Here is a 26,372-nt window from a genome sequence, read left to right on the forward strand (position 1 = left end):
GAGATTCTGGCGGCAGAGTGGTGTTGGCTAAAGGAGCAGTTTTGGCGTCCAGATCCAAGTTCGCGTGAAAACTACTGAGCGCTTTGCTTGGAATTGTTCCAAGTCACTGCCAAATATGCTGGTTCGTACGAGCCCGCCACACGATCCAAGCAACGCACATTATTGACTTCGATGGGCGGGAATTTGCGGCGAAAGCTAGCCGGCTGTGCGCTTGGCGGCGAGACGCAGATCCGCGGCAAATGGCCAGGTGACGTTCGACATCGTCTCGATACCCGACGCGCTGAGCGCTGCGCCGAACAGGAAGCCCTGGACAAGATCCGGCTTCACCGAATGCATCAAGACCTTAAGCTGCTCGAATGTCTCCACGCCTTCGATGGTGACGGTAAGCCCCAGGATACGGGTCAGATCGACGACGCCCTTCAACAGCTCGAGTGAGCGCGGATTGTGGGTGATGTCCATCACGAACGACCGGTCGATCTTGATCTTGTCGAGTGGAAGCTTATGGAGATAGCTCAGGCTTGAATAGCCGGTGCCGAAATCGTCGAGGGCGATGCGGACGCCGAGCTGCTTCAGTTCCTCGATATATTGGCGGGTCAAGGACTTGTCGTCGAGCAGCGCGGTTTCCGTGACTTCGATTTCTAGGCGGCCGGCGGCGAGGCCGGAGTTCGCCAACGCATCGCGCACCTTCTGGATGACGTCGCGGCTGCGGAAATCCCTGGCCGAGAGATTGACCGAGACGCTGGTCTGGTCAGGCCATTTGGCGCATTCGGTGCAAGCCGCATGCAGCACGAAGGTGCTGATTTCGGAAATGATGCCCATCTCCTCGGCCAGCGGAATGAATATGCTGGGCGAAATCGGTCCGAGATCGGGATGGTCCCAGCGGCAGAGCGCCTCGCAGCTGGCGATGCGCATGGTGTTCATCGCCACGATCGGCTGGTAGACGACCCGCAGGTCCCTGCTTTCCACGGCACTGCGCAGATCCGCCTTCATCAGCTGGCGGTTGCGGAACGCGGCGTCCATCGCCGCCTCGAACAGCCGCCAACCGTTCTTGCCGAGCTCCTTGGCCTTGTAGAGCGCCAGGTCCGCCTTGACGATCATGGCGTCGACATCGGTCCCGCCGACCTTGGACAGCACCGCGCCGGCGCTGGCCTGGATCCGCAACCCGTGGCCCGCGACGTCGACCTCTCCCTGCAGCTCGGCGAAAATCCGGTCGAGCAGGCTCTCCAGGTGGCTCTCATCATCGATGCGGTCGAAGAACAGCATGAACTCATCGCCACCGAAGCGGCTGACGGTAAGGCCTTGCCCGGCGATGGCCGCCAGGCGATCGGCGACGGCGTAAATCAGCCCGTCGCCGACAGGATGTCCGAGCGTGTCGTTGACGCTCTTGAAATCGTCGAGGTCGATCACGGCGAGGCCGCACAGGCGGTCGCGGTCGCCGGAGGCCATCAGTTCGCCGACCAGTTCGTGGAAATAGGCACGGTTGGGAAGGCCGGTGAGATTGTCGTAGCGCGCCATGAACCGGATCTTTTCCTCCGCTTCGACGCGCGCCGTAACATCCTCGAAGGTGATCACGCCGAGTTCCTGGCTGCCTTCGCGCGCGGAGAATTCGTAATGCTGGCCGTTGGCGAGCGAAACAAGCACCTTGCGGTCCCTGCCCTCGCGCAGGGCGCGAGTCAGCTGCGCCTCGACGTAGCGGCAGTCCTTCGGCGCCAGCATACCGCCGGCGACGCCGCGCATCAGAAGGCCGTGGATGGAGCGCCCGAGCAGCGCGTCGGCCGATTTCAGCGACATCAGATGAGCGGCCTCGGCATTGGCGACCGCGACACGCCCGTCAGGGCCGAGCATGACTAGGCCGTGCGACATGGTGTTGAGCGCGCGGTCGAACCTGCGCGTTATGCTTTTCGCCTGCTGGTGGCCGATGACCGCGGAAAAAAGCACATTGCGAACATGGTCGGCGCTGTTGATGGTAATGAACGTCATCGGGAAGATCATCAGACCGAGGACGACAGACGGGGCATCCTGACGCAGCAGGAGCGCAACTGCCATCGGACCGATGAAGGTTACGGAAAAAATCCGCACCATGCGCGGAGAACCGTAGTTGCGGGCGACAACCGTGACCAGGGTTGCCAACGTCAGCGACATCGCCGCCAGTTCGGCGAATGGGTCGGGATACACATAGATCGACACGAAGCACAGCGCACCCAAACCGAGGCCCTGCAAGCAGCCTTTGAAGATGTAGCTGCGCTCCAATCGGTGTGCGTGTTCGACATCGGCAATCATGCCGCCGGTCTTCAGGAAGCTGCGAATACCGAAGTAACGGAGAAGGCTGATCGGCAGTAGAATAAAAGAAAAGGCCAGAAACAACAGATTTTGCGTGCGCTGATAAATCATGAATCCGAGGATCCAGTAGCACGCGCCACCGATCACCAACATGTGCGCGTTGTCGAACAACGACCGCACAAATTGGATATAAACATCCGCGGGGATGCTTTCGGTCTTTGTTTTGCCCATATGGTCGGCCCAACGCTAGGCCTTGTCATGCCACAACCGCCTTAAGAAAGGCTTAGAACAGGGGGTTAAGCAACGGCTTCGGTCCGCCTGCCAAGGCGAGAGGGGCTTACAGCCCGAAAAAGGCTTTGAACATTGGTGGAGGAATCACTCAGCGGCACTGAGAACCGGTATCGGCATCGTTTGGGTCAGCCGCTGGAGCAACCTGCGGCGCTCGCCCGCCGCCTTTTCGGCGCTTGCCCGCCGGACATGGCCGTAGCCGCGGATCAGCGCCGGGACCGAGACCAGGGCTGTCGCGGCCTCGATCTTGCCCGGCGCCAGCGAGTTGGCCACGAGCTGCAGATCGGCTTCGTACTGTGCCAGCAACTGCCGCTCCATGCGCCGTTCGGCGGTGTAGCCGAACAGATCGAAAGCAGTGCCGCGCAGACCCTTCATCGCCGCGAGCACGCGTAAACCCTTCATCATCCAGGGGCCGAAGCTCGATTTCCTCGGTTTGCCGTCATTGCCGCGACGCCCCATGATCGGCGGCGCGAGATGAAATTCGAGCTTCTCGTAGCTCTGGAACTGCTTGCCAAGCTCGGCGGCGAAGGAGCCGTCGGTGTAAAGCCGCGCCACCTCGTATTCGTCCTTGATCGCCATCAGCTTGAACAGGCTTTTGGCCGCGGCCTCGGTCACATCGGTCGAACCCGGCATGGCCTTCGTTTCTGCCGCTCGCAGCGTCGAAATCCTGTCGGCGTAGCGCTTGCCGTAAGCAGCACTCTGATAGGCGGCGAGGAAGGCGACACGGCGGGCGATGATCTCGTCGAGCGTCTCAGCGACCGAAGCGGCCTGTCCGGCCTTGTCGGCGAAGCCCGGCTGGGCGACGAGGCCGCGCACGAAATCCGGCTGATGCGCCGCGCGGCGGCCCCAGCGGAAGGCGGCGATATTCATCGCCACCGCTTCGCCGTTCAATTCGATAGCCTTTTCAACAGCTTCGGCCGAGAGGGGCAGACCGCCGTGCTGGAAGGCAAAGCCGAGCATGAACATATTGGCGCCGAGCGAATTGCCGAACAGTGCGGTGGCGGTGCGGGTGGCGTCGAAGAAATGCGCCTTGTCGTCACCGGCGGCGGACCGGATCGCCTTCTTCAGGCGCTCGACCGGCAGCGAGAAATCGGCCGATCGGGCAAATTCGCCCGGCATGATCTCGGCGGTGTTGGCCAGGAAGATCGTATGCCCCTCGCGCACCGCGGTCAGCACCTTCTTGGCGCCCGACACGACGAGATCGCAGCCAAGTACGAGGTCGGCCTTCCCAGCCGAAACGCGGATGGCATTGATGTCTTCCGGCGTGCGGGCGATGCGGACATGAGTGAACACCGAACCGCCCTTCTGGGCGAGGCCGGCCATGTCGATCATGCCGCAGCCCTTGTCCTCCAGATGCGCCGCCATGCCAAGCACGGCGCCGATGGTGACGACGCCGGTGCCGCCGACGCCATCGATGATCGCCGCCCAGCCCTCGACGCCGAGCGGGAATTCGGCTGGTGTCGGCACGCCTTCAAGTGGGTCGGTCCCGCCGGCCAGGCCTTCGGCCTTGCGGATCTTGGCACCGTGCACGGTGACGAAGGACGGGCAGAAGCCGTTGACGCAGGAGAAGTCCTTGTTGCAGCTCGACTGGTCGATCTTGCGCTTGCGGCCGAATTCGGTCTCCACCGGCTGGATCGAGACGCAGTTCGACTGCACGCCGCAATCGCCGCAGCCTTCGCAGACCAGTTCGTTGATGAAAACGCGCTTGTCGGGGTCGGGAAAGGTGCCGCGCTTGCGGCGGCGGCGCTTTTCGGCGGCGCAGGTCTGGTCGTAGAGCAGGATCGACACACCCTTGACGTCGCGCAACTCGCGCTGGACGAGGTCGAGGTCGTCGCGATGATGAATGGTGGCGCCGGCCGGAAACTCGGCCTTGCCCGCATATTTGTCGGGTTCGTCGGTGACGACAGCGATGCGGTCGACGCCCTCTGCCCGCACCTGCCTGGCGATCATGTCCACGGTCAGCCCGCCCTCATGCGGCTGGCCGCCGGTCATGGCGACGGCGTCGTTGTAGAGAATCTTGTAGGTGATGTTGGCTTCGCTCGACAGGGCGAAGCGGATCGCCAGCGTGCCGGAATGGTTGTAGGTGCCGTCGCCGAGATTCTGGAAGATGTGGTCGCGCCTGGAGAACGGCGCCTGGCCGACCCATTGCGCGCCCTCGCCGCCCATGGCGGTGAAGCCGAGCGTGTTGCGGTCCATCCACAGCGCCATGAAGTGGCAGCCGATACCGGCGGCGGCGATCGAGCCATCAGGTACCTTGGTCGAGGAATTGTGCGGACAACCCGAACAGAAGAAGGGCGTGCGCGAGCCGATGTCGGTGGCGTCCGCCAGCATCGCCTGGAATTGGCGCAGCTTGGCGACCCTTGCCGAAATCTCCTCGGACGGGCCGATGGTCTTCACGATCCTCTCGCCGAGCGCTATGGCGATCTCGTTGGGGTCCAGCGCGCCCTTGGCCGGGAACAGCCAGTCGCCGCGCTCGTCCTTCTTGCCGACAATGACCGGCGGCGAGGCCGTGCCATAAAGGCTCTCGCGCAGCTGCACCTCGATCAGCGAGCGCTTCTCCTCGACGACGACGATGGTGTCGAGACCGCGGGCGAACTCGGAAATGTGCTGCAGGTCTAGCGGCCAGGGGCAGCCGACCTTGAACAGCCGCACGCCGATGCGGTTGGCTCCCGCCTCGTCGATGCCGATATCCTCCAGCGCCTGGCGGACGTCGAGATAGCTCTTGCCCAGCGTGATGATGCCTAGCTTCGGATTGCGGCCGCCCGAATAGACGATCCTGTTCAGCCCATTGGCATGGATGAAGGCGGAAGCCGCGGCACGCTTGTGCTCATGCAGCCGCTCCTCCTGGCCGAGCATGTCGATCTCGTGGCGGATGTTGAGGCCGCCCGGCGGCATGTCGAAATCCGGGACGACGATCTTCAACCGTTCGAGCGAGGCATCGACCGAAGCCGTCGATTCGATGTTGTCCTTGACGCATTTTATCGCCGCCCAGGTGCCGGCAAAGCGCGACATGGCAAAGCCATAGAGGCCGTAGTCGATGATCTCCTGGACACCGGCCGGGTTGAGGATCGGCACCATGGTATCGACGAAGAGGAATTCGGTGGCGTGCGCATTGGTCGAGGATTCGGCCATGTGGTCATCGCCCATGAGCGCAAGGACGCCGCCATGTTTCGACGAGCCGGCGAGATTGGCGTGGCGGAACACGTCGCCCGAACGGTCGACGCCCGGCCCCTTGCCGTACCAGACCGAAAAGACCCCATCATGGGTGCCCTCGCCCAGCAGCTCCGTCTGCTGCGAGCCCCAGCAGGCGGTGGCGGCCAGCTCTTCGTTGAGGCCGGGCTGGAAGACGATGTCGGCCCCGGCGAGCTGCTTTTTCGCCTTCCACAGCTGCATGTCGAGGCCGCCGAGCGGCGAGCCGCGATAGCCGGAGACGAACCCTCCCGTGTTCAAGCCAGCGCGGCGGTCGCGCTCGCGCTGCATCAGGAGCATGCGGATGACCGCCTGCGCGCCGGACAGGAAGATGCGCTCCTTCCCGAGATCGAACTTGTCGTCGAGCGCGACATCATGCAGCGTCATCAGGCATTTCCTCTGCGAAGGCCGCGCGGGGCAGCGGCCAACGTCGGGATCGGATGACGTATCCTTTCTTCCCTTGCAAGGCAGGTCAAACAAAATCGAAAGGACCAGCCAACGCGCAACAAACAGTCCGGCGGATGGTGGACCGCGCATGAAAGCGTGCGCCGACAGCGCGACGGCGCACGAAAATTCCAGACGAAATCGATGCCGTCGGAAGGTGTCAGCCGGCTTTCGAGCAGTCCGGCTTCGGCTCGCCGGGCAGCTTGCCGTCGGGATGGCCGACGAGATCGGGATTGGCCGTATAGAGCTGGTCGATGACCAGCGGCCGGTCGGGCAGGATCGACTGATCTTCCGTCGACATCAGCGTGGTGTCGATGGTCTGCAGGACCGCACCATCGGCGCCCTTGATACTGATGGCGATGGCATAGGGTTTGTTCTTGACGACGCAGGTCAGCGCCGGGCTCTCCAGGCTCACCTTGTCGAGCTTCGGCCAGACCTTCTGCTCGACCACGAATGGTTCACCTCCGGCGGGGTTCTGGAAGCTGGCAACCGCCACCTGGCCCTCGCCCATCGGCTGCAAGGGCCGCAGCGTCACGACATAGGTCGCCCGGGCGAGACGGTAGTTGAAGACGAATATCTTGCCGGAAACCTCGAACAGCTTGCCTTCGCCGCCGGTATCGCGACAGGCGCCGAGGGCCGCGGCGGCAAGCAGCATGGCGCCGGCAGCGAGCGAACGTGAAAATCCTCTAGGCATTCCTGACCTCATTGGCCGCCATGCGGCGGCGATAGTGACGGCTCGCCTTCTGCCTGTTGCCGCACACCGCCATGTCGCACCAAAGGCGGCTGGAATTGCGGCTTCTGTCGACAAACAGCCAGGTGCAGTTGGGGCAGATCCTGAGCCTTGCGACCGTGTCATCGCGCAACAGAGAAAGGGCTGAAACCGCCAGCGCCGCCTCGAAGGCGATCGGCGTCGCCGGATCGCCGAACGGCCGTCCCGGCGCCCCGATCTCGGTCCGGCCGGCAGCCAGGCCGTCTGCACAGGCCCGCAGGAACTCGGGCAGGTCGGCGGTGGAAACCGCGCCCTTCGACACCGCGCCTCGAAACAGCCGGTCGGTCGTCTCGCGGATCGACAGCACGATGGGCGCGATTGCCACCGGCGAGGACACCGCCAAGCGCCTGTCGCCAAGCTCGGCGGCGCGAAAGCCGCTGGCCGCGTCGGCGAAGCGACCGATTTCCCCCGGATCGTCGAAGCGGTCGAACGTGCGCTCCGGATCGCCGCGCAGCACGACGGTATTCGCGGTGTCGAGCGCGAGCAGGCCGCCGGTAAACCGATGTGGGGTCCAGGCAACTGTCATTCCTGGAAATCTAACCGATAAATCGCGTTTGACAAGTTAGATTCGCCGATGCAAACCTCACATGCGCACGGTATCGTCGCCTTTGCCCGATCCGCTCTTGGCGAGATGCTCCGGGCGAGATGCTTCTGGTGTTGTCGAGCATGCTCTATTTCTTCCAGCAGGTGCTGAACGGGCTGCATTCGGGCGCGCTCTATGCCCTGCTCGCCTTCGGCTATGTGCTGACCAACGGCATCCTGCACCGCACCAACCTTGCCTATGGCGCGCTGTTTGCCTTCTGCGGCCAGGCAATGATCCTGAGCGTCGCCTTCGCCTACCAGGTGCTGTGGCTGACGCTGTTGGCCTCGGTGCTGTTCGGCGTCGTCGCGGCGTTCCTCTATGCCGCGCTCATCAGCCATGTCCTGTCGCGCAGCGTCTTTGAACCGTTGGCCGACCGCTCGCCCAACGCGATCGTGGTGACGACGCTCGGCATCCTGCTCGTGCTTTCGGAAGCGAGCCGCATCGCCGCCGACACGCACGATCTGTGGCTGCCGCCAATGTTGGCCGAGCCCATCGTTTTCGCCGAAAGCTCCGGCTTCATGGCGACGCTGACGCTGATCCAGGTGCTCGACTGCGCCGTGGTCCTGGCGGCGGTCGCACTCGCTACATGGGCGTTTGCCCGCTCAAACTTCGGCCGGTGCTGGCGTGCCGTCTCCGACGACCCCAGGGCCGCCGCCCTGTGCGGCGTCGACGTGCGCGGCGTGTTCCGGCGTGCCGTGCTGTTCGGCGGCTTCTGCGCCGCGCTGGCCGGGGTCATGGCCAGCCTCTATTACGGCAATGTCAGCTTCGGTTCCGGCCTTGTCTACGGCCTGAAGATCCTGTTCGTGACCGCTGTCGGCGGCTATCTCTCGCCGCCAAGGGCCGCGCTGGGCGCGGCCGCTTTCGGCATGGCCGAATCACTGTGGGCCGGCTATTTCCCGGTCGAATGGCGCGATGCGTGGATGTATCTGTTCCTGGTGGCCATGCTGATCCTGATCGGCGCCGGCCGCGACACCGGAAAGATCGTCTGAGCCCATCAGACTTTGGTTGCATGACGTTTCGTCAGGCTGCGGTTTTCCACCGCGCCGCAAGGGCCGATTGCCTGCATCCTTCCTCCTCGTGTTGACCAACCGGACCACGCACTGCATACCGTTGGGCCACGCGACGCGACGAAAAAGGGGGATCGCGCGTCACCGCATCAGGGAGGAATGCATGGCAGGGCTGCTCGCTCTATCCAGGGTCATTGACCGCGCCAACGAATTCATCGGCAAATCGGTATCCTGGCTGATCCTGCTGGCGATCCTGGTGAGCGCGGCCAACGCCGTCATCCGCAAGGTCTTCGACATTTCGTCGAATGCATGGCTGGAGCTGCAATGGTACCTGTTCGGCGCGGCGTTCATGCTGGCTGCCGCCTATACGCTGAAGCAGAACGAGCATATCCGCATCGACATCGTCTACGGCCTGTTCTCGCGCCGCGTGCAGCACTGGATCGACCTTCTCGGCCACATCCTGTTCCTGATGCCGTTCGTGACGCTGATGGTGTTCTATTTCGTGCCCTACGTGCGGCTGTCCTTCCACAGCGGTGAAATGTCGACCAATGCGGGCGGCCTGATCGTGTGGCCGGCCAAGGCCATCCTGCTGGTCGGCTTTTTCCTGCTCGCGCTGCAGGGCATTTCCGAGATCGTCAAGAAGATCGCCATCATGCGCGGCGTCATGGATGATCCCAACCCGTTCATTTCCGTGCACGAACAGGCCGAACTCGAAGCCAAGGCGCTCGCCGAAGAGGTGCGCTCGTGATGGAGTTCATCGCCCAGAACATGGCGCCGATCATGTTCGCCTCGCTGATCCTGTTCATGCTGATCGGCTATCCCGTCGCCTTTTCGCTTGCCGCCAACGGCCTGATGTTCTTCTTCATCGGCGTGCTTTTGACGCCCTATTCGGGCGGCGCGATCAATCTCGCATGGCCGCTGCTCTATGCGCTGCCGGACAATTTCTACGGCAGCCGGGTAATGTCGAACGACACGCTGCTGGCCATTCCGTTCTTCACCTTCATGGGCATCGTGCTCGAGCGATCCGGCATGGCCGAGGACCTGCTCGACACTATCGGCCAGCTGTTCGGACCGATCCGCGGCGGCCTTGCCTACGCGGTGATCTTCGTCGGCGCGCTGTTGGCGGCGACAACCGGCGTGGTGGCGGCCTCGGTCATCGCCATGGGGCTGATCTCGCTGCCGATCATGCTGCGCTATGGTTATGACCGCCGGGTGGCGTCCGGCGTCATCGCGGCGTCGGGCACGCTTGCGCAGATCATTCCGCCGTCGCTGGTGCTGATCGTTCTCGCCGACCAGCTCGGCCGCTCGGTGGGCGACATGTATGCCGGCGCCCTGATCCCCGGCCTGGTGCTGACGGGCCTATACACGCTCTACATCGTGATCATGTCGATCGTCCGGCCAAAGTCGATGCCGGCCCTGCCGCTCGAGGCCCGCACACTCGGCCATGGCGTGGTGTCCCTGCTGATCGCGTTGGTGGTGGCCGTGGCGATCGCCTATGCCGCCTACCGTTACCTGGTGCCCGCTCATGGCGACAATGCCGACATTCTCGGCGCGGCCGTCGGCGTCATCTTCATCTACGTCGTCGCGATTCTCGACCGCAGCCTAAACATCAACATGATGTCGCGGCTGGCGCAGCAGGTCGTGATCGTGCTGATCCCGCCGCTGGCGCTGATCTTCCTGGTGCTCGGCACCATCTTCCTCGGCATCGCCACCCCAACCGAGGGCGGCGCCATGGGTGCGGTCGGCGCGCTGGGCATGGCGGCGATGAAGGGCCGGCTGTCGATGGACGTGATCAAGCAGGCGCTGGCCTCGACGACGCGGCTGTCGTCCTTCGTGCTGTTCATCCTGATCGGCGCGCGGGTGTTCTCGCTGACCTTCTATGGGGTCAACGGCCAGATCTGGGTCGAGCATCTCCTGACCTCGCTGCCGGGCGGCGAAGTCGGCTTCCTGATCGGCGTCAACATCCTTGTCTTCTTCCTCGCCTTCTTCCTCGACTTCTTCGAACTGGCCTTCATCATCGTGCCGCTTCTGGCGCCGGCCGCCGACAAGCTCGGCATCGACCTGATCTGGTTCGGCGTGCTGCTGGGCGTCAACATGCAGACCAGTTTCATGCACCCGCCCTTCGGCTTCGCGCTGTTCTACCTGCGCTCGGTCGCCGCCCGTGTGCCCTATCTCGACCGCCTGACCGGCAAGCAGATCGCGCCGGTGACGACGGGCCAGATCTATTGGGGCGCGGTGCCGTTCGTCTGCATCCAGGTCATCATGATCGGCCTGACCATCGCCTTCCCGCAAATGGTGATGCGCTACAAGGGCACGGCCGTCGATTCCGGCACGATCGACTACAAGGTGCCGGAAGTGCCGGGCCTGTCGCCGCTCGGCGCCCCGCAGGATGGTAGCGCGCCCGCCAGTGGCGGCAACGCACCGGCCGCGCCCGGCACGCCCGAGCTGTCGCAACCGCCGAATTTCGGCGATGCGCCGCCGGCCAAGCCGGCGACACCGACGCCGGACCTGTCGCAGCCGCCGAATTTCGGCGATGCGCCGCCGGCCAAGCCGGCGACACCGACGCCGGACCTGTCGCAGCCGCCGAATTTCAACTGAGCTCGGAGGGGAAGACGCCATGAAAGCCGTGCGGTTGGAGAGAGTGGGCGGCATCGCGCTGCGCGAGGTCGCCAAGCCGGTTCCCGGTCCGGACGAGCTTCTGGTGCGGATCGAGGCCTGCGGTGTCTGCGGCACCGACCGGCATCTTTTCCACGGCGAATTCCCTTGCAGGCCGCCTGTGACGCCCGGGCACGAGTTCGCCGGCATCATCGAGGCCATCGGTAATGCGGTCTCCGGCTTTGCCGTCGGCGACCGGGTCACTGGCGATCCCAACATCGCCTGCGGACGGTGCCCGCATTGCCATGCCGGCCGGGTCAATCTGTGCCGCAATCTCAACGCCATCGGCATCCATCGCGACGGCGGCTTTGCCGATTATGTGGTGATGCCGCAAAAACAGGCCTTTGTCCTTCCCGCAGATCTGAAACCGACGCATGGCGCATTCTGCGAGCCGCTCGGCTGCTGCCTGCACGGTGTCGACCTTGCCGAGATCAAGCCGGGCGGCTCGGTTGTCGTGCTCGGCGGCGGCGTGATCGGCCTGCTCACGGTGCAGCTGGCTCGGCTCGCCGGGGCCACCACCATCATCCTGTCGACAAGGCAAGCCTCGCGCCGCGCGCTTGCGAGGGAACTCGGCGCGACGGCGACGGTCGATCCCACAGCCGCCGATGTGATCGATGCCATCGCCGGACGGGCGGGACTGATGCCCGGCGGCGCCGACGTGGTGTTCGAATGCGCCGGCGTGCGCGACACCGTCGAGCAGTCGATGCGGCTGGCAAGGGCCGGCGGCACCGTCGTCATCGTCGGCGTGACGCCGCAAGGCATGAAGGCGGAATTCGAGCCCTTCGACCTCCTGTTCCGGGAACTGAAGGTACTGGGCTCGTTCCTCAATCCCTATACGCATCGCCGCGCCGCCGAGCTCATCGCGTCGGGCGCGATCGAGATCGACCGGCTGATCTCCAGGCAGGTGTCGCTGGAAGAGGCGCCTGGTGTGATCGCCAATCCGCCCGCGCCGGGCGAGGTCAAGGTGCTGGTGGTGCCAGGCCTGGGCTGAAGTGCGGTCCTTCATCTTGCAACGTTGGCGATTGGCGAAACCGTCGATGACAGCTTCCCTCTCCCCGTCCCTATACGGGAGAGGATGCCGGCAGGCAGGTGAGGGGCGGCGCCAATGCTGAATTGATAAGATGCGCGGTTGGGCTTGCGCCGAGGGCGTTCAATCGCCGAAGCCGGCGCTGCCCCTCATCCCCCTGCCGGGACCTTCTCCCCGTATAGTGACGGGGAGAAGGGACAAGGCTCAACCCTACAGCTTGCCGTTGCGCTGCTGGACCATCATGAACGTATCGTAATTGTATTCGGCAACCTGCGCCCAGAGATAGTGCTCCTTGCGGAAGCCCTTGATCGATTCCCAGATCTTCTTGAAGGGCGCGTTCGAGGCTTCCATTTCGGCATAGACCTCGTTTGCCTTCTCGAAGCACGCGGTCATGATCTCCTGGCTGAACGGGCGCAGTTTGGCGCCGCCGGCCACCAGCCGCTTCACCGCCGGAGGGTTCACGTAGTCGTATTTCTGCAGCATGTTGGCATCGGCGGCCTGGGCGCATGTACGCAGCAGCGACTTGTAGGTCGGCGAAAGCTCTTCGTATTTCGCCTTGTTGAACATCAGGTGGACGGTCGGGCCGCCTTCCCACCAGCCGGGATAGTAGTAATAGGGCGCGACCTTGTAGAAGCCGAGCTTCTCGTCGTCATAGGGGCCGACCCACTCAGCGGCGTCGATGGTGCCCTTTTCCAGCGCCGGATAGATGTCGCCGCCGGCGATCTGCTGCGGCACGACGCCGAGCTTCTGCACCACTTTGCCGGCAAAGCCGCCGATACGCATCTTGAGGCCGGAGAGGTCGGCGACGGTTTTGATCTCCTTGCGGAACCAGCCACCCATCTGCACGCCGGTGTTGCCGCCCGGTAGGCCGAACAGACCTTGCGTGGCGAGGAACTCGTTGAACAGGTCTATGCCGCCGCCATGATAATGCCAGGCATTCATGCCGCGCGCATTGAGCGAAAAGGGCACGGCGGCACCCAGCGCCCATGTCGGATCCTTGCCCCAGTAATAATATGCCACCGTGTGGCAGGCCTCGACCGTGCCGGCCGTGGTGGCGTCGGCGGCCTGCAGGCCAGGGACGAGCTCGCCGGCGGCAAAGACCTGGATCTGGAAATTGCCGTCAGTGGCTTCAGACAGCATCTTGGAGAACACTTCGGCGCCGCCATAGATGGTGTCGAGCGACTTCGGGAAGGACGACGCCAGCCGCCATGTCACCTTGGGGTTGGACTGGGCTATGGCCGGTGCGGCGAGCGTGGCCGCCGCTGCGGCTGCACCGACGCCGGTCACGCCGGCCTTGCGGATGAATGAACGACGATCCATGCAGTTCCTCCCTTTTGGATCAACAGACCGACGCCGGAGACATCCTCCGTACCCGCATCGGCTGGCGAAACAATACACAGGCAGGGGGTCGAGTCCAGCACGGCCACCGTATTTGGCGACGGGGCCATGGGGGCCTGCAACTATAGTCTAACAGGGGATTTCGTGGCCTATGCGACACGCTGAAACTTGGCATGGAAAAATGCCCTGACATCGCCTATTTTGAGGGCAGGACATTCCTTGCCAGATGGAAAACAGACCCAAAATGCAGCAGCCGCTCGTCGCCATATCGACCGACGTCCGTCAATTCGACAACTACACCTGGCATGCCGCGCCGCAACAATATCTGGAAGCGGCGATCGCGGGTGCCGGTGTTTTCCCCCTGCTCGTGCCCTCGTTCGGCGACCGGCTGGACTTCGACGAACTCCTGTCGTCGGTCGACGGCGTCATGCTCACCGGCTCGAAATCCAACGTCGACCCTTCGCTCTATGGCGGCGATGCCAGCGAAGCCAATGGCCCCTATGACACCGCGCGCGACTCCACGACGCTGCCGCTGATCCGCAAGGCGATCGAGCGCGGCGTGCCGCTGCTCGCCATCTGCCGCGGCATTCAGGAGCTGAACGTGGCGCTTGGCGGTACGCTGGGCACCGAGATCCAGGAGCGCGAGGGATCGCTGGACCACCGTGCGGCGGTGAGCGACAAACAGGACGAGCGCTTCGCCATTCACCAGACCATTTCGATCAAGCCAGGCAGTTGCCTGGCCGGCGTGTTCGGTGCCGGCGACATCAAGGTCAATTCCTTGCATCGCCAGGCGATCGAGCGGCTGGGGTCGAAGCTCGAGATCGAGGCTGTCGCCACCGACGGCACGGTCGAGGCGGTTTCGGTCAAGGGAGCCCGCGCCTTCGCAGTCGGCGTCCAGTGGCATCCCGAATACTGGGTCAAGTCGGACAGCAATTCCGCCAAGATTTTTCGCGCCTTCGGCGATGCGGTGCGTTTGCACGCCGCTGCGAAAGCCGGCGCGCGGGCCGCGGCGGAGTAGTTCAGTCTCGCGGCTTCAAGTCACCATCCGCCGCGAGCGACAACAACGGAAGCGCCGGGGCATAGGATTCGTAGCCATCGCCGTCAGCCACGGCAAAGGTGACGATCGGATCGACGCCGTCGGCACTGAAGGCGACCGTTCCGTCGTTTTGCTGGCGCCAGAATTTCACCTGCTCGATGCCTGGCAGAAGCCGTCGGCAATTCGGCGCCACGGTCAACAGCGACAGACCATCCGAGACCGAGGCGCCGCGCGTGACCGCGCAGGCCCCCTCGTCACCGTTGGCGACCAGCCTGTAGATGTTTGACGGCGTAGCCTCCTCGGCGACGCTTTCACCGCTGCCGCCATGAAACAGCTGAATGCCGCCAAACAAGGCGGCGGCGGCGATCAATGCGGAAAGCGCCTTCATACTGATCTTCACCCATACATACAGACAGGATGAAGAATGATTTCAAAGGGTTAAGCAGACGTTAATAAATATGGCGACCCGCTTTCGGCACCGAAAACGGCAGCATGCGCTCAGATGTAGGGCAGAGATAGGGCCCCAACCAGCAATTGCTTTATTTCAAAACTTGTAGCTGATACCGACTCGGACAGCCTGGGTCTTCACGTCAGTCGGATAATTGTAGCCGCTGTCAGTTGCCGGATTGTCGGTGAACGTGCCGAAATCAGTGTAGCGGTACTCAACGCGGGTCGTCCATTTTTGCGAGAAGGCATATTCGACGCCGGCGCCCACAGTCCACCCGGCTTTGGTATTGGATGTGCTGTCAGTCGTCCCTCCGTCGTCGTAATTGGTACGGAAGTGGGCTACGGCCAGACCACCCGTGGCGTAAAGAAGAGCCGGACCCATTGCATAACCAAGACGCGCGCGCAGCGAGCCCTGAACATCGATTTTGGTTTTGATGGCACCTGCAAAATCCGAATCCACCGAACCGCTCATTCCGGAGGCCTCGATATCGCCTTCGACGCCGAGAACGTACGAATTGAAAGCCTGATTATAGCCGAGGTGAATACCGCCAAGCACTCCGTTGGAATTCCAGGAGTCAGACCAGTCGGAAAAGCCACTGCCTATCTCGGAATCGTGGCTGTCTACATCTCCCCAGCCATAGCCAATCTGAGCACCGACATAGGCGCCGGTCCAGTCATAAGCAACAGGTTCCGAGACAAGCGCATCGGCAGCGAACGCACTGCCCGAAACAGCGACAAGTAGTGTTGATGCAAGAAGAAGAGTTTTCACGTAGCGCCCCGCTCGTTGATGCCGGCAAAGTACTCGGCTTCAGCTGTAGATCAAGATACTCTGTGCCCGTCAGGCGCCGATTTCCAGCCTGCCGTTGCAGATCGGCCACGTTTCGCCGCCTATTGCGGCCTATCTTGCTAGATCCTGGCCTTCACATTGACCGTCTCCGGCACCGGCGTCAGCGGGCGGCGCTCGGTGAACCAGGACACCAGATTGTCGACGCAGAGATCCGCCATGGCGCGGCGTGTGTGCTCCGAAGCCGAGCCGACATGCGGCAGCAGAGAGGTGTTTGGCAAGTCGAGCAACGCCTTGGGAACATTCGGCTCGTCGGCGAAGACATCGAGCCCGGCGGCGGCAATGGTGCCGTCGGCAAGGGCGGCCGCGAGGGCCGCTTCGTCGACCGTGCTGCCGCGGCCGATGTTGACGAAGACGCCATTCGCGCCGAGTGCCGACAGGATCTCGGCATTGACCGCTTTCTGCGTCGAAGCTCCGCCGGGCGCCACCGAAATCAGCGTATCGACCGCCTCGGCCAAGCCCTTCAACGTCGGATGGTACTGGTAGGCAAGGCCTTCGACACGACGCCGGTTGTGGTAAGCGACCGGCAGGCCGAAGGCCTCCAGCCGCCGGGCAATGGCCTGCCCGATGCGGCCCATGCCGAAAATGCCGACGCGGCGCGCGCGCAAGGTGAGCCGGCTCAGGGGATAGTTGCCCTTGCGCATCCAACTGCCGTCACGCAGCCAGGTCTCGGCGCGCGGCAGGTCGCGCACCGTGTTGATCAGCAGCCCGATCGCGGTGTCGGCGACCTCCTCGGTCAGCACGTCGGGCGTGTTGGTGACCATGATGTTCTTCGCCGCCGCATGGCCGACATCGACGGAATCGTAGCCGACGCCGAAAGAAGCGATGAGTTCGAGATTTGGCAACGCATCCATCATCGCCGCGCTGATGCCGGCAAAGGAAGCGATGCCACGTACGGTGCGGCGCATCTCCTCGGTGACCAGCGCCGGATCGGTACGCTCGATCCCGACGCGCCTGAATGTCCGGTCGATGCGATCGGCGGCATGGCCGCTGAAATCCGCCGGCACCAGAATGGCAACGGCTTGCAGATCTTCGGCCCTGGTCATGCACGCTCCACCGGCTTGCCGGTCGACTGGCGCACATGCAGTTCCGGCTTGATCAATTCCTGCGAGGGCCGCACCGTCTGGCCGTTGAGCTTGTCGAGCAGCGCGCTGGCGGCGCGGCGGCCAACCTCGCGCTGGCCGTTCCAGACGGTGGTCAGCGCCGGCGTGGCGATCGCCGCCTCCTCGAGATCGTCATAGCCGGTGACGGAGATGTCGATGCCCGGCACCAGGCCGGCGCGCGCAATGCCGTTCATCAGGCCGATGGCGACGAGGTCGTTCCAGCAGCAGGCGGCGGTCGGCCTGTCCTTCAGCGCCAGGAATTGCCCCGCGGCCTCGAAACCCGCCTGCTTGGTGCGCGGACCGGCGATGCGCCAGGACGATCTGACTTCGAGCCCCGCCGCCTCCATGGCGTTGACATAGCCCTGGTAGCGATCGCGGCCGGTCGAGGTCTGGTCGGTGCCGCCGATCATGGCGATGCGCTTGTGGCCGAGCGAGATCAGATGGTTGGTGGCGAGGCCTGTTCCATAAGAGTCGTCGCCGCGAAACACCGGCACGTCGGCGCCCTCGACGGTGCGTGCGATCAGCACCGCCGGCAGGCCGTTCTCCTCAGCCATGACGATGTCGGACGCGGGCGTGCCGATGGCCGGTGACATGATGACGCCGTCGGCGCCGAGCTGCAGCAGCGTATCGATGAAGGTGCGCTGCTTTTCGAGCTGATCATAGTGATTGGACAGGATGAAGGTCTGCCGGCTGCGGTCGAGCTCGCTCTCGATCGAGCGCAGGATCTCGGCGAAGAACGGGTTCATGATGTCGTGCACGACGACACCGACAATGCCCGAGCGCGAGGTGCGCAGGCTGGCGGCGCGGCGGTTGTAGATATAGCCGATGGCGCGCGCATGTTCCTTGATGCGGTCGCGCGTCGAGCCGGCAACCAGCGGGCTGTCGCGCAGTGCCAGCGACACGGTGGCCGTGGACACGCCAAGCGCATCCGCGATCGTCGACAGCTTGATCTTCTGTGCCAGGCTTTCGCTCCCCGTCGTTTTTTAAACTGTTTAAGGGCGGCCTTATGCCATCGATCGGGGCCAAATCAAAGTTTTTTTGCCAGCGCCTCGGCCTCGACATCCGAGGCGGCGCGGCTGCGCAGCCGAAGCCGGTGTTCGCGATGGACGATGTAGAGGCCGCTGGCGACGATGATGGCGGCGCCGACCAGCGTCCAGCGGTCGGGGAACTGCTTGAAGACAAGCCAGCCGGAAAGGATCATCCACACCATCTGCGAATAGGGATAGGGGGCGAGCGCCGTGGTCGTTGCCCGCCGATAGGCCTGGACCAGCAGCCAGTGGCCGACGCCGCCGAACACGCCGAGCATGAGCAAGACGAACCAGTGCCAGCCATCGTGCGGCAGAGAGAAGGAAAACGGCAGCATGGGCAACAGCAGCACCGCCGGCGCCAGCGCCGAGAACAGGATCAGGCTTTCCGAGGTCTCGGTGGCCGACATGCGTCGCGTCATGATGACATAGAAGCAGTTCGACAGCATCGAGCCGAGCGCGAAAAGATGTCCGATGCCGAAAACGCCGACACCTGGCCTCGTGATGATCAGGACCCCGGCGAAAGCAGCCAGGATCGCCAGCCAGCGCCGCCAGCCGGCCCATTCGCCGAGCAGCGGGCCGGCAAGAGCGGTGATCACCATCGGCCCGAAGAAATAGATCGACGTCGTCTCGGCCAGCTGCAGGGACCGCAGCGCCAGGACGTTGAACATGGTCGAGCCGAACAGGAAGGCGCCGCGCATCACATGCGCCGGCAGGTTGACCGGGCGAAACCGCGCCGGCTCGCGCCAGCCCCGCAGCAGCGCCCCAACCAGCACGACATGCACGGCGAAGCGCACCCAGGCGACGATCAGGACGGAGACGCCGGCCAGGACGAGATATTTGCTTGAGGTGTCGAGGAAGGTGAAGAAGACATAGGTGGTCAGCATGCACAGGATCGCCACCGGCGGCGTCGCGCTTTCTGACTGTCTTTGGGAAGGATTCACGTGCAGGCCGGGGAAAAGCTGGGCTGGAGCCCACCTTTGCGGGAATTGTCGCTTGCCGGCAAGCCAATTGTCGCCCGCTGCCGCGCCTGGGGTCGCTGGTACAACAACAGCCGCCGCCAGGCTTAGTCCGCGGGCGCTATGTGTGCATGCGGGCGCCCTTGGTGATCTTGTCGACAACCTTCTTCTCGGCGCGCAGCGCGATGCCGACCACCTTGGCGTCTTCGGGCGCGAATTCGGCAAACACGGCGCGGTTGGCGGCGTCGAAGCCGGTGGAAAACATCTCCTCGACATAGAGCGAGGTCGTCACGCCGCGTTCCAGCACACGCCGGTGGATCGCACCGAGCGTCGCCTGGTCGACCGAGAGCACGATAACCGGCTGGATCGACAGCGGATTGTAGAGATTGCCGGCGCGGTCGCGATAGGGCTCGCCGATGATGTCGGGGAATTGCGCGACGATGCCGCTGGTCAGGAAGGCGGTGACGTTGAGTTTCTGCCAGACGGGCAAGTCTTCTCGCAGTACGATTGCAAATTTCGTATCGAACATGACAAAATGGCCATTCGAGGTTAGGCCCCGATAGCGAGGCTGAGAAGGAGACGATGTCGTTCGAACTAGACCGCCAGGCCTTCGAGGGTCTTGGACGTTTGTGCGCCGATGCCGCCGAAAACTGCATTATCTCGGCTCCCGATCCCGCCGGGATGGAGCGTATCGAGGCCCGGTTTCACGGCAGCGCCTTCGACCCGCATCGCCACGACACCTATGCGATCGGGGTGACGCTGCGCGGCGTGCAGACCTTCCGCTATCGCGGCGCGGCACGGCTGAGCCTGCCTGGCCAGGTCATCGTGCTGCATCCCGACGAATTGCACGATGGCGGCGCGGGCACCGAGGAAGGCCTGCGCTACAGGATGCTCTATCTCGAGCCGTCACTGATGCTCGACTGTCTCGGCGGCACGGCGCTGCCGTTCGTCGGGGACGGGGTGGTGACGGACGATGCCTTCTGCGCGACGCTCCTTTCGGCGCTCGGGCCGTTGGAGCAGGAACTCGACGAGCTGTTCGTCGACGACTTCCTGGCCCAGCTGATGCAAAGCCTGGCCCGGCATGCCGGCCAGCCGGCAAAGCCGATAGCCGGGACGGCGCGACGGGCGGCGGCGCTGGCGCGTGAGTATCTGACGGAAAACCTCGACCGGCCCGTGCGCTCTGACGAGTTGGAAGCCGTCACGGGTCTCGACCGCTATGCCCTGTCGAGACATTTCCGCGCGGCCTTCTCGACCAGTCCGCATCGTTTCCTGGTGATGCGCCGGCTTCAGCGCGCACGCAGGATGATCGCCGCCGGCGAGCCCTTGGCGCAGATCGCGATCGAAGCCGGCTTCAGCGACCAGAGCCACTTCAACAGGCAATTCAAGAAAGCGTTCGGCATGACACCGGGACGCTGGTCGTCCTTGATCCATGGAGCTGCCGCGGCAGCCTGATTGCCGAAGAGATCAGTCGTCCGACTCGGCGTCGTCGTCGATCAGCACCAGTTCCTCGTTGGAGAGGTTGGCCTCGATGCGGGCGAGCAGCTTGAACAGCGCCTTCTGGTCCTTCTTGTCGAGGCCTTTCAACGCTTGCTTTTCGGTCTTCTTCACCGACTTCTCGATGGCGCGGATGGTTTCACGGCCGGTATCGGTGAGGAAGATATGCGCCTGGCGGGCATCGGATTCCGACGCGCGTTTTTCCAGAAAACCCTGCGCCTGCAGCCGGTTGATGGTCTTGGTGATGGTCGGCGGGCGCACGCCGAGACGCCCGGCGAGATTGCCCGGTGTCTGGCCGTCCTCACGGTCCAGCGCCAGCATGATCTGGTCCTGGCCGGCGTAGAAGCCATGTGCCAGGAGCCGTGCCGCCAGCGCGGTCCTTGCCAGCCTTGCCGCTGAATGCAGCCGGCTCATCGTTGCAGTCTTGTCCGCCTTGGCCATGGTCATCCCTCTTCGGCCGTACCGGTGCGCACAGCATAGACGCAGCCGGCCGGTTGGCAATCGACGATCGAAAGATTCCGGCATTCGAAACAGCTTTGCCGGCAAGCATTGCGGTGTCCGCCGTGGTGATGCCAGATGTTTATTTCAGTTAGATGACAAACGAGTTTGGCGGGGAACGGATTCGCTGCGGCTGCGATCCCACGACCGGCGGCCCCGGACAGGACGTCTCCTTGATCTTCCATCGCCGGGGGCGGCGACGGCTTTTCGCGGCCACGATGTCAGGGCGAATCCCAGCCGGTCTTTTGGCCGATGGTTTGCCCGTGCAAAAACCCGGCGCACATCCTATATGGAACCGACAATCCCTTTTCGCGGCCTGGATTTCAGGGCCCAGTCATTTCGAGGCAAGCCATGAGCGACGCACAGACGCAGATTCCCGTAACCGTTCTCACCGGCTATCTCGGCGCCGGCAAGACTACGCTGCTCAACCGCATCCTTTCGGAGAACCACGGCAAGCGCTACGCCGTCATCGTCAACGAATTCGGCGAGATCGGCATCGACAACGAGCTGATCGTGGAATCCGATGAGGAAATCTACGAGATGAACAATGGCTGCGTCTGCTGCACGGTGCGGGGCGACCTGATCCGCGTCGTCGAAGGCCTGATGCGGCGGCCCGGCCGCTTCGACGCCATCGTCGTGGAAACCACCGGGCTCGCCGATCCAGTGCCGGTGGCGCAGACCTTCTTCATGGACGACGACGTGCGCTCCAAGACCAAGCTCGATGCCGTGGTGGCGCTGGTCGACGCCAAGCACCTGCCGCTGCGGCTCAAGGATTCCAAGGAAGCCGAGGACCAGATCGCCTTCGCTGACGTCGTCGTGCTCAACAAGACCGACCTCGTCACCCCCGAAGAACTCGCCAAGGTCGAGGCGACGATCCGCGCCATCAATCCGGCAGCCAGGATCCACCGCACGACACGCGCCGGCGTGGCGCTGTCGGAAGTGCTCGACCGCGGTGCCTTCGACCTGTCCAGGGCGCTGGAAAACGACCCGCATTTCCTCGAGGCGCATGACGACCATGATCACCATGACCACGATCATGATCATCACGACCATCATCATCACGACCACGATGGGCACGACCACCACCATCACGCGCATCCGTCCGATATCCATGACGTGACGGTGCAGTCGGTGTCGCTGCGCGGCGGCGAAATGGACCCGAAGAAATTCTTCCCGTGGATCGAGAAGATCACTCAGATGGAAGGCCCCAACATCCTGCGGCTGAAAGGCATCATCGCGCTCAAGGGCGATGACGAGCGCTATGTCATCCAGGGCGTGCACATGATCATCGAGGGCGACCACCAGCGCGCCTGGAAAGACGGCGAAAAGCATGAGAGCCGGCTGGTGTTCATCGGCCGCGAACTCGACGCCGAACGGCTGAAGAAGAGCTTTGACGCCTGCCAGGCATCGTAAAGTCGTATTGATGATCTTGAAGGGTTGATGTCGACTTCATGTACACATAGGATGTGTACATGAGTTTGAGGAGATTTCCGATGCCCAGGTCGGCCGACAATAAAACTGAGCGCTATCAAATCCGCATCGCGCCTGCGCAGAAGGCGATGATCGCGCGCGCTGCCGCACTGTCTCATCAGGACGTTACCGACTTCATTCTCAACAAGGTGGTTCCCGAAGCACAGGCGGTAATCGAAGCAGCCGAGGTTGCGAAAGTATCCGACCGCGATTTCACACGTATACTCGACCTGTTGGAGAACCCGCCGAAACCAAATGCCAAGCTCCGAGCGGCGATCGCGGCCTTGCCGGATACTCTGTGACACTTCCGTCCTGGCACGAGGAGCCGATCGCGAAACGCCATGATCGGGCCTCGTTCGATTGCGGCGATGCGCAGATGAACGATTTTCTGCGGCGGTACGCGCGGCAAAGCCACGAACAAAATGCCGCCAAGACCTTCTGTGCGATCGACGATGCGGCTTTGGAGCAGATCCTCGGCTTCTATACGATCGCACCTTCAGCCGTTGCTCGTGAAGCCATGCCCGAGGCGATGACGAGAGGTTTGGCGCGGCACGAGGTTTCCGGCTTCAAACTTGCCCGGCTGGCGACCGACCGCAGAGTCGCCGGACAGGGGCTCGGAAGTCAGCTGCTTGCCGCCGCGGCATTGCGCTGCTTGCGACTGGCCGGCGAAGGTGGCGGAATCCTGCTCATGATCGATGCCAAGAGCGAGCGGGCCGCAAGATGGTATGCCAGCTACGGAGCCGAGCGCCTCCAAGGATCGAATCTGACCCTGGTGATGCCATTGGCGGCGTTCGCAACCGATCTGCGGGCGAAGGGGCTGCTTTGATGACAGCCTCTCGCACTTCGCTGATCCTCCGGTTGCCGGAACCGCAAACGTCGAGTAAGCCGCCTCTGTACTGTCATCTAGCTGAACAAAGATAATCATGCCCACAGTCGCCCCGCTCGATCTCGAAGGCCATTGCGTCGCCGCCGTCTTCCTTGGCGATGTGCCGCATTTCGCGCTGGCCGATGGCGTTATCCACCGGCTCGACAATGGCCACAAGACCGTGCAGGCCAATGATGGGCTGCTCGCGGCCTTCCATGACGCGGCAAACGACCGGCTGATCACCGGCGGCGAGGACGGCAAGGTGTTTGCCGTGAAAGCCGGCGGTGAGACCCGGGAGGTGGCGAGCGCCGGCAAGAAATGGATCACCAGCGTTGCCGCCGGGCCGCAAGGCGCCATCGCCTATGCCACGGGCAAGACGGCCTTCGTGCGCTTCGCCGATGGCAAGATCCGGGAATTTGCCCATCCGCGCTCCGTCGAGGGGCTGGCCTTCTCGCCCAAGGGCATGCGCTTCGGCGTCGCCCGCTACAATGGCGCGACGCTGCATTTCCCGGCCGCCGAAGGCAAGCCGGTGGAACTCGAATGGGCCGGCGCGCACACCGGCATCACCTTCTCGCCGGACGGCGCCTTTCTGGTCACCACCATGCAGGAAAACGCCCTGCATGGCTGGAAGCTCGCCGACGGCAAGCACATGCGCATGAGCGGCTATCCCGGCAAGGTCAAAAGCCTGTCGTGGAGCGTCAAAGGCAAGTGGCTGGCCAGTTCCGGCGCGCCGGCGGCGATCGTCTGGCCGTTTTCGGCCAAGGACGGGCCGATGGGCAAGGCGCCGCTGGAACTCGGCACGCGCGGCAACGCCATGGTGACGGCGGTTGCTTGCCACCCGAGCCAGGATGTCGTCGCCGTCGGCTATGATGACGGCATGGTTATGGCCGTGCGCTTTTCCGACGCCAAGGAAGTGCTTTTGCGGCGCCCGGGCAAGGGCGCCATCACCGCGATGATGTGGGACAAGGAAGAACGGCGCGTCGCCTTCGGCAGTGCCGCCGGCGACTGCGGCGTCATCGACATCACTGCCTAAGTCTCGAACCAGCGGATTACTCGGCGCCGCAGGAAACCTTGCCGGTCAGATCGACCGGCTTGCCATCGCTGTCCTTGTCGGCCGTGCTGTCATAGACGGCGAGCTTGTAGTTTCCATCATAGACGCCTTCGTCGCTGCCCTTGGTCAGGATCGTCAGTTCGACCGAACTGTAGGTCTTGGCCACCTCCTGCTCATGGTAGATGTTCAGCCGCAGTTCCTTGTTATCCAGCCAGTACTGGGTGAGGTTGGAGTTCTCAAAAATGGTCTTTCGCAGCTGATCGCCGGCGGGCCTGGCCTTGATTTCGAGATCACCGCGAAAATTGAAGGTCGGGCCGCCCATCCCGGTGGTGACGCCGGCATCGACCTGGAATTTGACCTGTGGATCATCGACTGAGCACCAGATGCCGCCGGTGGCGAACGCCGTGCCGGCCGACAGGAACAGTATCGTCACGCAGATGATCGTCCGCATTTCCCTTGCCCAATTGCCGTCCACATTGGCGCCGACTTCGCACGGAGCGTCAAGCGCCGCCGGCAAGGGCTGAGCCAATGCAGAACAGACGCACGGCCAATTGCCGTTGCGGAGGTGGATTGGCTAAGAGGAATGAGCCAGAGGGGTTTTCATGCACAGCAGCGATAGTTCAAAGACCATCGGCGGCATCAGCCGCGACCGCATCGCGCACTTGCGTGAGACGGAAGGGGCTGCCTTCCGCAAGGCGCGGCCGAAATCGCAGGCGAAGGTCGGCAACGGCCTGCCCGGCTTCTTCGGCGGCGTACCAATGCACTGGATGAATGACTGGCCGACGCCGTTTCCGATCCTGGTGGACAGCGCCAGGGGCGCCACGATCACCGACGTGGACGGCAACAGGCTCGACGATTTCTGCCTCGGCGACACCGGCTCGATGTTCGGCCACTCGCCGCCGGCAGTGGCACGCGCCATTCGCCGCCAGGCCGGGCGCGGCCTGACCTATATGCTGCCATCCGAAGATGCGCTGGCCATCGGACCGCTGCTGCAGCAGCGCTTCGGCCTGCCGTTCTGGCAGATCGCGACGACGGCGACCGACGCCAACCGCTTCGCGCTGCGCGTCGCCCGCGCCATCACTGGACGAGAGAAAATCCTGGTCTTCAATGGCTGCTATCACGGCTCGGTGGACGAGACGATGGTGCGGCTGATCGACGGTATCCAGGTCAACCGGCCAGGACTGGCGGGCGAATTCCGCGACCTGACCCGCACGGCCAAGGTCATCGAGTTCAACGATGTCGCCGCACTGGAAGCCGCGCTCAACGACAGGGATGTCGCTTGCGTCATCGCCGAACCGGTGCTGACCAATTCCTGCATGGTGCTTGCCGATCCCGGCTACCACGAGGCGCTGCGACAGTTGACCCGTGCTGCCGGCACGCTGCTTTTGATCGACGAGACGCATACGATCTCGACCGGCCCGGGCGGTTACACCAGGAAATATGGGCTGGAGCCGGACTTGTTCGTTCTGGGCAAGCCGATTGCCGGCGGCGTGCCGGCGAGCGTCTGGGGCATGAGCCATGAAGTCGCTTCGCGCTATGCCGACTACAACAGGACGAAAGAGCCTGGCTATTCCGGCATGGGCACGACGCTGTCGGCCAACCCGCTGCAGTTCGCCGCCATGCGCGCCACGCTCGAGGAGGTGATGACGCAGGAGAATTACGACCGCATGGATCATCTGGCGCGCCGGCTCGATGCCGGGCTGACCGGCGTGATCGACCGTTACCGCCTGCCCTGGCATGTCGCCCGTGTCGGGGCCCGTGTCGAGTTCATCTGCGCGCCCGGTCCGCTGCGCAATGGCGCCGAGGCGGAGGGTGCGCATGCGCCGGAACTCGAAGCCGCCATCCATGTCGCGCTGGTCAATCGCGGCGTGCTGATCGCACCCTTCCACAACATGATGCTGATCTCGCCGGCGACGTCAGGTGCCCAGGTCAACCGGCTGATCAGCGCCTTTGGCGCGGTTGCGGCAAAGCTCGCGGCATGAGACAAGCCCCTCAAGCCA

24 protein-coding genes are annotated in these 26,372 nt (G+C 63.6%); 11 read left to right on the plus strand and 13 right to left on the minus strand.

All coding sequences use genetic code 11. From position 1 onward, the window contains the following. Positions 1-195 precede the first annotated feature (195 nt). The 4 genes from EN861_RS03700 to EN861_RS03715 form a co-directional block, all read right to left on the minus strand. Positions 196-2,511 (minus strand): EAL domain-containing protein, encoded by a 2,316-nt coding sequence (locus EN861_RS03700; RefSeq protein ID WP_127277792.1) that lies wholly within the window; start codon positions 2,509-2,511, stop codon positions 196-198. A gap of 144 nt (positions 2,512-2,655) precedes the next feature. Further along, positions 2,656-6,144 (minus strand): indolepyruvate ferredoxin oxidoreductase family protein, encoded by a 3,489-nt coding sequence (locus EN861_RS03705; protein ID WP_135862423.1) that lies wholly within the window; start codon positions 6,142-6,144, stop codon positions 2,656-2,658. 217 nt (positions 6,145-6,361) lie between these two features. Further along, positions 6,362-6,895: a hypothetical protein gene (locus tag EN861_RS03710; protein ID WP_135862425.1), complete on the minus strand. Its 534-nt coding sequence runs from the start codon at positions 6,893-6,895 to the stop codon at positions 6,362-6,364. Beyond that, entirely contained in the window at positions 6,888-7,496 is a 609-nt protein-coding gene (locus EN861_RS03715) for a CGNR zinc finger domain-containing protein (protein WP_127872936.1), read from the minus strand. The genes EN861_RS03710 and EN861_RS03715 overlap by 8 nt, the downstream gene beginning before the upstream one ends. A gap of 140 nt (positions 7,497-7,636) precedes the next feature. Between EN861_RS03715 and EN861_RS03720 the strand changes: the two genes are divergently transcribed. From EN861_RS03720 to EN861_RS03735, 4 genes are all read left to right on the plus strand, one after another. After that, positions 7,637-8,542 (plus strand): branched-chain amino acid ABC transporter permease, encoded by a 906-nt coding sequence (locus tag EN861_RS03720; protein WP_127873036.1) that lies wholly within the window; start codon positions 7,637-7,639, stop codon positions 8,540-8,542. A gap of 181 nt (positions 8,543-8,723) precedes the next feature. Further along, complete coding sequence (locus tag EN861_RS03725) at positions 8,724-9,308, plus strand: TRAP transporter small permease subunit (protein ID WP_127872935.1); 585 nt, start codon at positions 8,724-8,726, stop codon at positions 9,306-9,308. After that, positions 9,305-11,158, plus strand: a complete 1,854-nt coding sequence (locus EN861_RS03730) for a TRAP transporter large permease subunit (RefSeq protein ID WP_135862427.1) — start codon at positions 9,305-9,307, stop codon at positions 11,156-11,158. Before EN861_RS03725 ends, EN861_RS03730 begins: the two co-directional genes overlap by 4 nt. Before the next feature lie 19 nt (positions 11,159-11,177). Then, complete coding sequence (locus tag EN861_RS03735) at positions 11,178-12,206, plus strand: zinc-dependent alcohol dehydrogenase family protein (protein WP_135862429.1); 1,029 nt, start codon at positions 11,178-11,180, stop codon at positions 12,204-12,206. Positions 12,207-12,452: 246 nt separating this feature from the next. On the opposite strand, the gene EN861_RS03740 is transcribed toward EN861_RS03735, so the two are convergent. After that, on the minus strand, positions 12,453-13,562 hold the full coding sequence (locus EN861_RS03740; RefSeq protein WP_127278183.1) for a TRAP transporter substrate-binding protein: 1,110 nt from the start codon (positions 13,560-13,562) through the stop codon (positions 12,453-12,455). A 262-nt stretch (positions 13,563-13,824) separates the two neighbouring features. Between EN861_RS03740 and EN861_RS03745 the strand changes: the two genes are divergently transcribed. Beyond that, the gene (locus EN861_RS03745) at positions 13,825-14,598 is read left to right on the plus strand and encodes a gamma-glutamyl-gamma-aminobutyrate hydrolase family protein (RefSeq protein WP_135862431.1); all 774 of its coding nucleotides are present in this window, start codon (positions 13,825-13,827) and stop codon (positions 14,596-14,598) included. Position 14,599: 1 nt separating this feature from the next. Here the strand turns inward: EN861_RS03745 and EN861_RS03750 are convergent, their stop codons facing one another. From EN861_RS03750 to EN861_RS03775, 6 genes are all read right to left on the minus strand, one after another. Beyond that, positions 14,600-15,004 (minus strand): hypothetical protein, encoded by a 405-nt coding sequence (locus tag EN861_RS03750; RefSeq protein WP_127872932.1) that lies wholly within the window; start codon positions 15,002-15,004, stop codon positions 14,600-14,602. A 156-nt stretch (positions 15,005-15,160) separates the two neighbouring features. Then, entirely contained in the window at positions 15,161-15,832 is a 672-nt protein-coding gene (locus EN861_RS03755) for an outer membrane protein (protein WP_135862433.1), read from the minus strand. 137 nt (positions 15,833-15,969) lie between these two features. Next, complete coding sequence (locus EN861_RS03760; RefSeq protein ID WP_135862435.1) at positions 15,970-16,953, minus strand: 2-hydroxyacid dehydrogenase; 984 nt, start codon at positions 16,951-16,953, stop codon at positions 15,970-15,972. Further along, on the minus strand, positions 16,950-17,972 hold the full coding sequence (locus EN861_RS03765) for a LacI family DNA-binding transcriptional regulator (RefSeq protein ID WP_127278020.1): 1,023 nt from the start codon (positions 17,970-17,972) through the stop codon (positions 16,950-16,952). The genes EN861_RS03760 and EN861_RS03765 overlap by 4 nt, the downstream gene beginning before the upstream one ends. A gap of 65 nt (positions 17,973-18,037) precedes the next feature. Continuing rightward, positions 18,038-18,922, minus strand: coding sequence for a DMT family transporter (locus tag EN861_RS03770; RefSeq protein ID WP_189343547.1), 885 nt, complete (start codon positions 18,920-18,922; stop codon positions 18,038-18,040). A 193-nt stretch (positions 18,923-19,115) separates the two neighbouring features. Next, complete coding sequence (locus EN861_RS03775) at positions 19,116-19,523, minus strand: DUF2000 family protein (protein WP_135862440.1); 408 nt, start codon at positions 19,521-19,523, stop codon at positions 19,116-19,118. Between the two features lie 53 nt (positions 19,524-19,576). On the opposite strand from EN861_RS03775, the gene EN861_RS03780 reads away from it, so the two are divergent. After that, complete coding sequence (locus EN861_RS03780) at positions 19,577-20,446, plus strand: AraC family transcriptional regulator (RefSeq protein ID WP_135862442.1); 870 nt, start codon at positions 19,577-19,579, stop codon at positions 20,444-20,446. 12 nt (positions 20,447-20,458) lie between these two features. On the opposite strand, the gene EN861_RS03785 is transcribed toward EN861_RS03780, so the two are convergent. Next, positions 20,459-20,929, minus strand: a complete 471-nt coding sequence (locus EN861_RS03785) for a MarR family winged helix-turn-helix transcriptional regulator (RefSeq protein WP_127278016.1) — start codon at positions 20,927-20,929, stop codon at positions 20,459-20,461. Between the two features lie 408 nt (positions 20,930-21,337). On the opposite strand from EN861_RS03785, the gene EN861_RS03790 reads away from it, so the two are divergent. The 4 genes from EN861_RS03790 to EN861_RS03805 all read left to right on the plus strand — a co-directional run bounded on the left by EN861_RS03790 (position 21,338) and on the right by EN861_RS03805 (position 24,354). Further along, complete coding sequence (locus tag EN861_RS03790) at positions 21,338-22,399, plus strand: GTP-binding protein (protein ID WP_135862446.1); 1,062 nt, start codon at positions 21,338-21,340, stop codon at positions 22,397-22,399. Between the two features lie 80 nt (positions 22,400-22,479). Then, entirely contained in the window at positions 22,480-22,758 is a 279-nt protein-coding gene (locus EN861_RS03795; protein WP_027142795.1) for a DUF1778 domain-containing protein, read from the plus strand. Beyond that, positions 22,755-23,282: a GNAT family N-acetyltransferase gene (locus tag EN861_RS03800; RefSeq protein WP_135862447.1), complete on the plus strand. Its 528-nt coding sequence runs from the start codon at positions 22,755-22,757 to the stop codon at positions 23,280-23,282. Before EN861_RS03795 ends, EN861_RS03800 begins: the two co-directional genes overlap by 4 nt. Before the next feature lie 97 nt (positions 23,283-23,379). Next, on the plus strand, positions 23,380-24,354 hold the full coding sequence (locus tag EN861_RS03805; RefSeq protein ID WP_135862448.1) for a WD40 repeat domain-containing protein: 975 nt from the start codon (positions 23,380-23,382) through the stop codon (positions 24,352-24,354). Positions 24,355-24,370: 16 nt separating this feature from the next. On the opposite strand, the gene EN861_RS03810 is transcribed toward EN861_RS03805, so the two are convergent. Further along, entirely contained in the window at positions 24,371-24,823 is a 453-nt protein-coding gene (locus EN861_RS03810) for a hypothetical protein (RefSeq protein WP_135862449.1), read from the minus strand. Positions 24,824-24,974: 151 nt separating this feature from the next. On the opposite strand from EN861_RS03810, the gene EN861_RS03815 reads away from it, so the two are divergent. Beyond that, positions 24,975-26,354, plus strand: coding sequence for an aspartate aminotransferase family protein (locus tag EN861_RS03815; RefSeq protein ID WP_135862451.1), 1,380 nt, complete (start codon positions 24,975-24,977; stop codon positions 26,352-26,354). Positions 26,355-26,372 lie beyond the last annotated feature (18 nt).

Source organism: Mesorhizobium sp. M8A.F.Ca.ET.218.01.1.1 (assembly GCF_004791165.1).
Taxonomy (GTDB): Bacteria; Pseudomonadota; Alphaproteobacteria; order Rhizobiales; family Rhizobiaceae; genus Mesorhizobium.

Excerpts from the sequence above, each read along its gene's own strand:
- EN861_RS03750 (WP_127872932.1), bottom strand. The coding sequence starts at position 15,004 with ATGAAGGCGCTTTCCGCATTGATCGCCGCCGCCGCCTTGTTTGGCGGC.
- EN861_RS03715 (WP_127872936.1), bottom strand. The coding sequence starts at position 7,496 with ATGACAGTTGCCTGGACCCCACATCGGTTTACCGGCGGCCTGCTCGCG.
- EN861_RS03705 (WP_135862423.1), bottom strand. The coding sequence starts at position 6,144 with ATGACGCTGCATGATGTCGCGCTCGACGACAAGTTCGATCTCGGGAAG.
- EN861_RS03775 (WP_135862440.1), bottom strand. The coding sequence starts at position 19,523 with ATGTTCGATACGAAATTTGCAATCGTACTGCGAGAAGACTTGCCCGTC.
- EN861_RS03795 (WP_027142795.1), top strand. The coding sequence starts at position 22,480 with ATGCCCAGGTCGGCCGACAATAAAACTGAGCGCTATCAAATCCGCATC.
- EN861_RS03720 (WP_127873036.1), top strand. The coding sequence starts at position 7,637 with ATGCTCTATTTCTTCCAGCAGGTGCTGAACGGGCTGCATTCGGGCGCG.
- EN861_RS03785 (WP_127278016.1), bottom strand. The coding sequence starts at position 20,929 with ATGGCCAAGGCGGACAAGACTGCAACGATGAGCCGGCTGCATTCAGCG.
- EN861_RS03725 (WP_127872935.1), top strand. The coding sequence starts at position 8,724 with ATGGCAGGGCTGCTCGCTCTATCCAGGGTCATTGACCGCGCCAACGAA.
- EN861_RS03710 (WP_135862425.1), bottom strand. The coding sequence starts at position 6,895 with ATGCCTAGAGGATTTTCACGTTCGCTCGCTGCCGGCGCCATGCTGCTT.
- EN861_RS03780 (WP_135862442.1), top strand. The coding sequence starts at position 19,577 with ATGTCGTTCGAACTAGACCGCCAGGCCTTCGAGGGTCTTGGACGTTTG.
- EN861_RS03745 (WP_135862431.1), top strand. The coding sequence starts at position 13,825 with ATGCAGCAGCCGCTCGTCGCCATATCGACCGACGTCCGTCAATTCGAC.
- EN861_RS03790 (WP_135862446.1), top strand. The coding sequence starts at position 21,338 with ATGAGCGACGCACAGACGCAGATTCCCGTAACCGTTCTCACCGGCTAT.
- EN861_RS03735 (WP_135862429.1), top strand. The coding sequence starts at position 11,178 with ATGAAAGCCGTGCGGTTGGAGAGAGTGGGCGGCATCGCGCTGCGCGAG.
- EN861_RS03740 (WP_127278183.1), bottom strand. The coding sequence starts at position 13,562 with ATGGATCGTCGTTCATTCATCCGCAAGGCCGGCGTGACCGGCGTCGGT.
- EN861_RS03760 (WP_135862435.1), bottom strand. The coding sequence starts at position 16,953 with ATGACCAGGGCCGAAGATCTGCAAGCCGTTGCCATTCTGGTGCCGGCG.
- EN861_RS03815 (WP_135862451.1), top strand. The coding sequence starts at position 24,975 with ATGCACAGCAGCGATAGTTCAAAGACCATCGGCGGCATCAGCCGCGAC.
- EN861_RS03805 (WP_135862448.1), top strand. The coding sequence starts at position 23,380 with ATGCCCACAGTCGCCCCGCTCGATCTCGAAGGCCATTGCGTCGCCGCC.
- EN861_RS03770 (WP_189343547.1), bottom strand. The coding sequence starts at position 18,922 with ATGCTGACCACCTATGTCTTCTTCACCTTCCTCGACACCTCAAGCAAA.
- EN861_RS03810 (WP_135862449.1), bottom strand. The coding sequence starts at position 24,823 with ATGCGGACGATCATCTGCGTGACGATACTGTTCCTGTCGGCCGGCACG.
- EN861_RS03700 (WP_127277792.1), bottom strand. The coding sequence starts at position 2,511 with ATGGGCAAAACAAAGACCGAAAGCATCCCCGCGGATGTTTATATCCAA.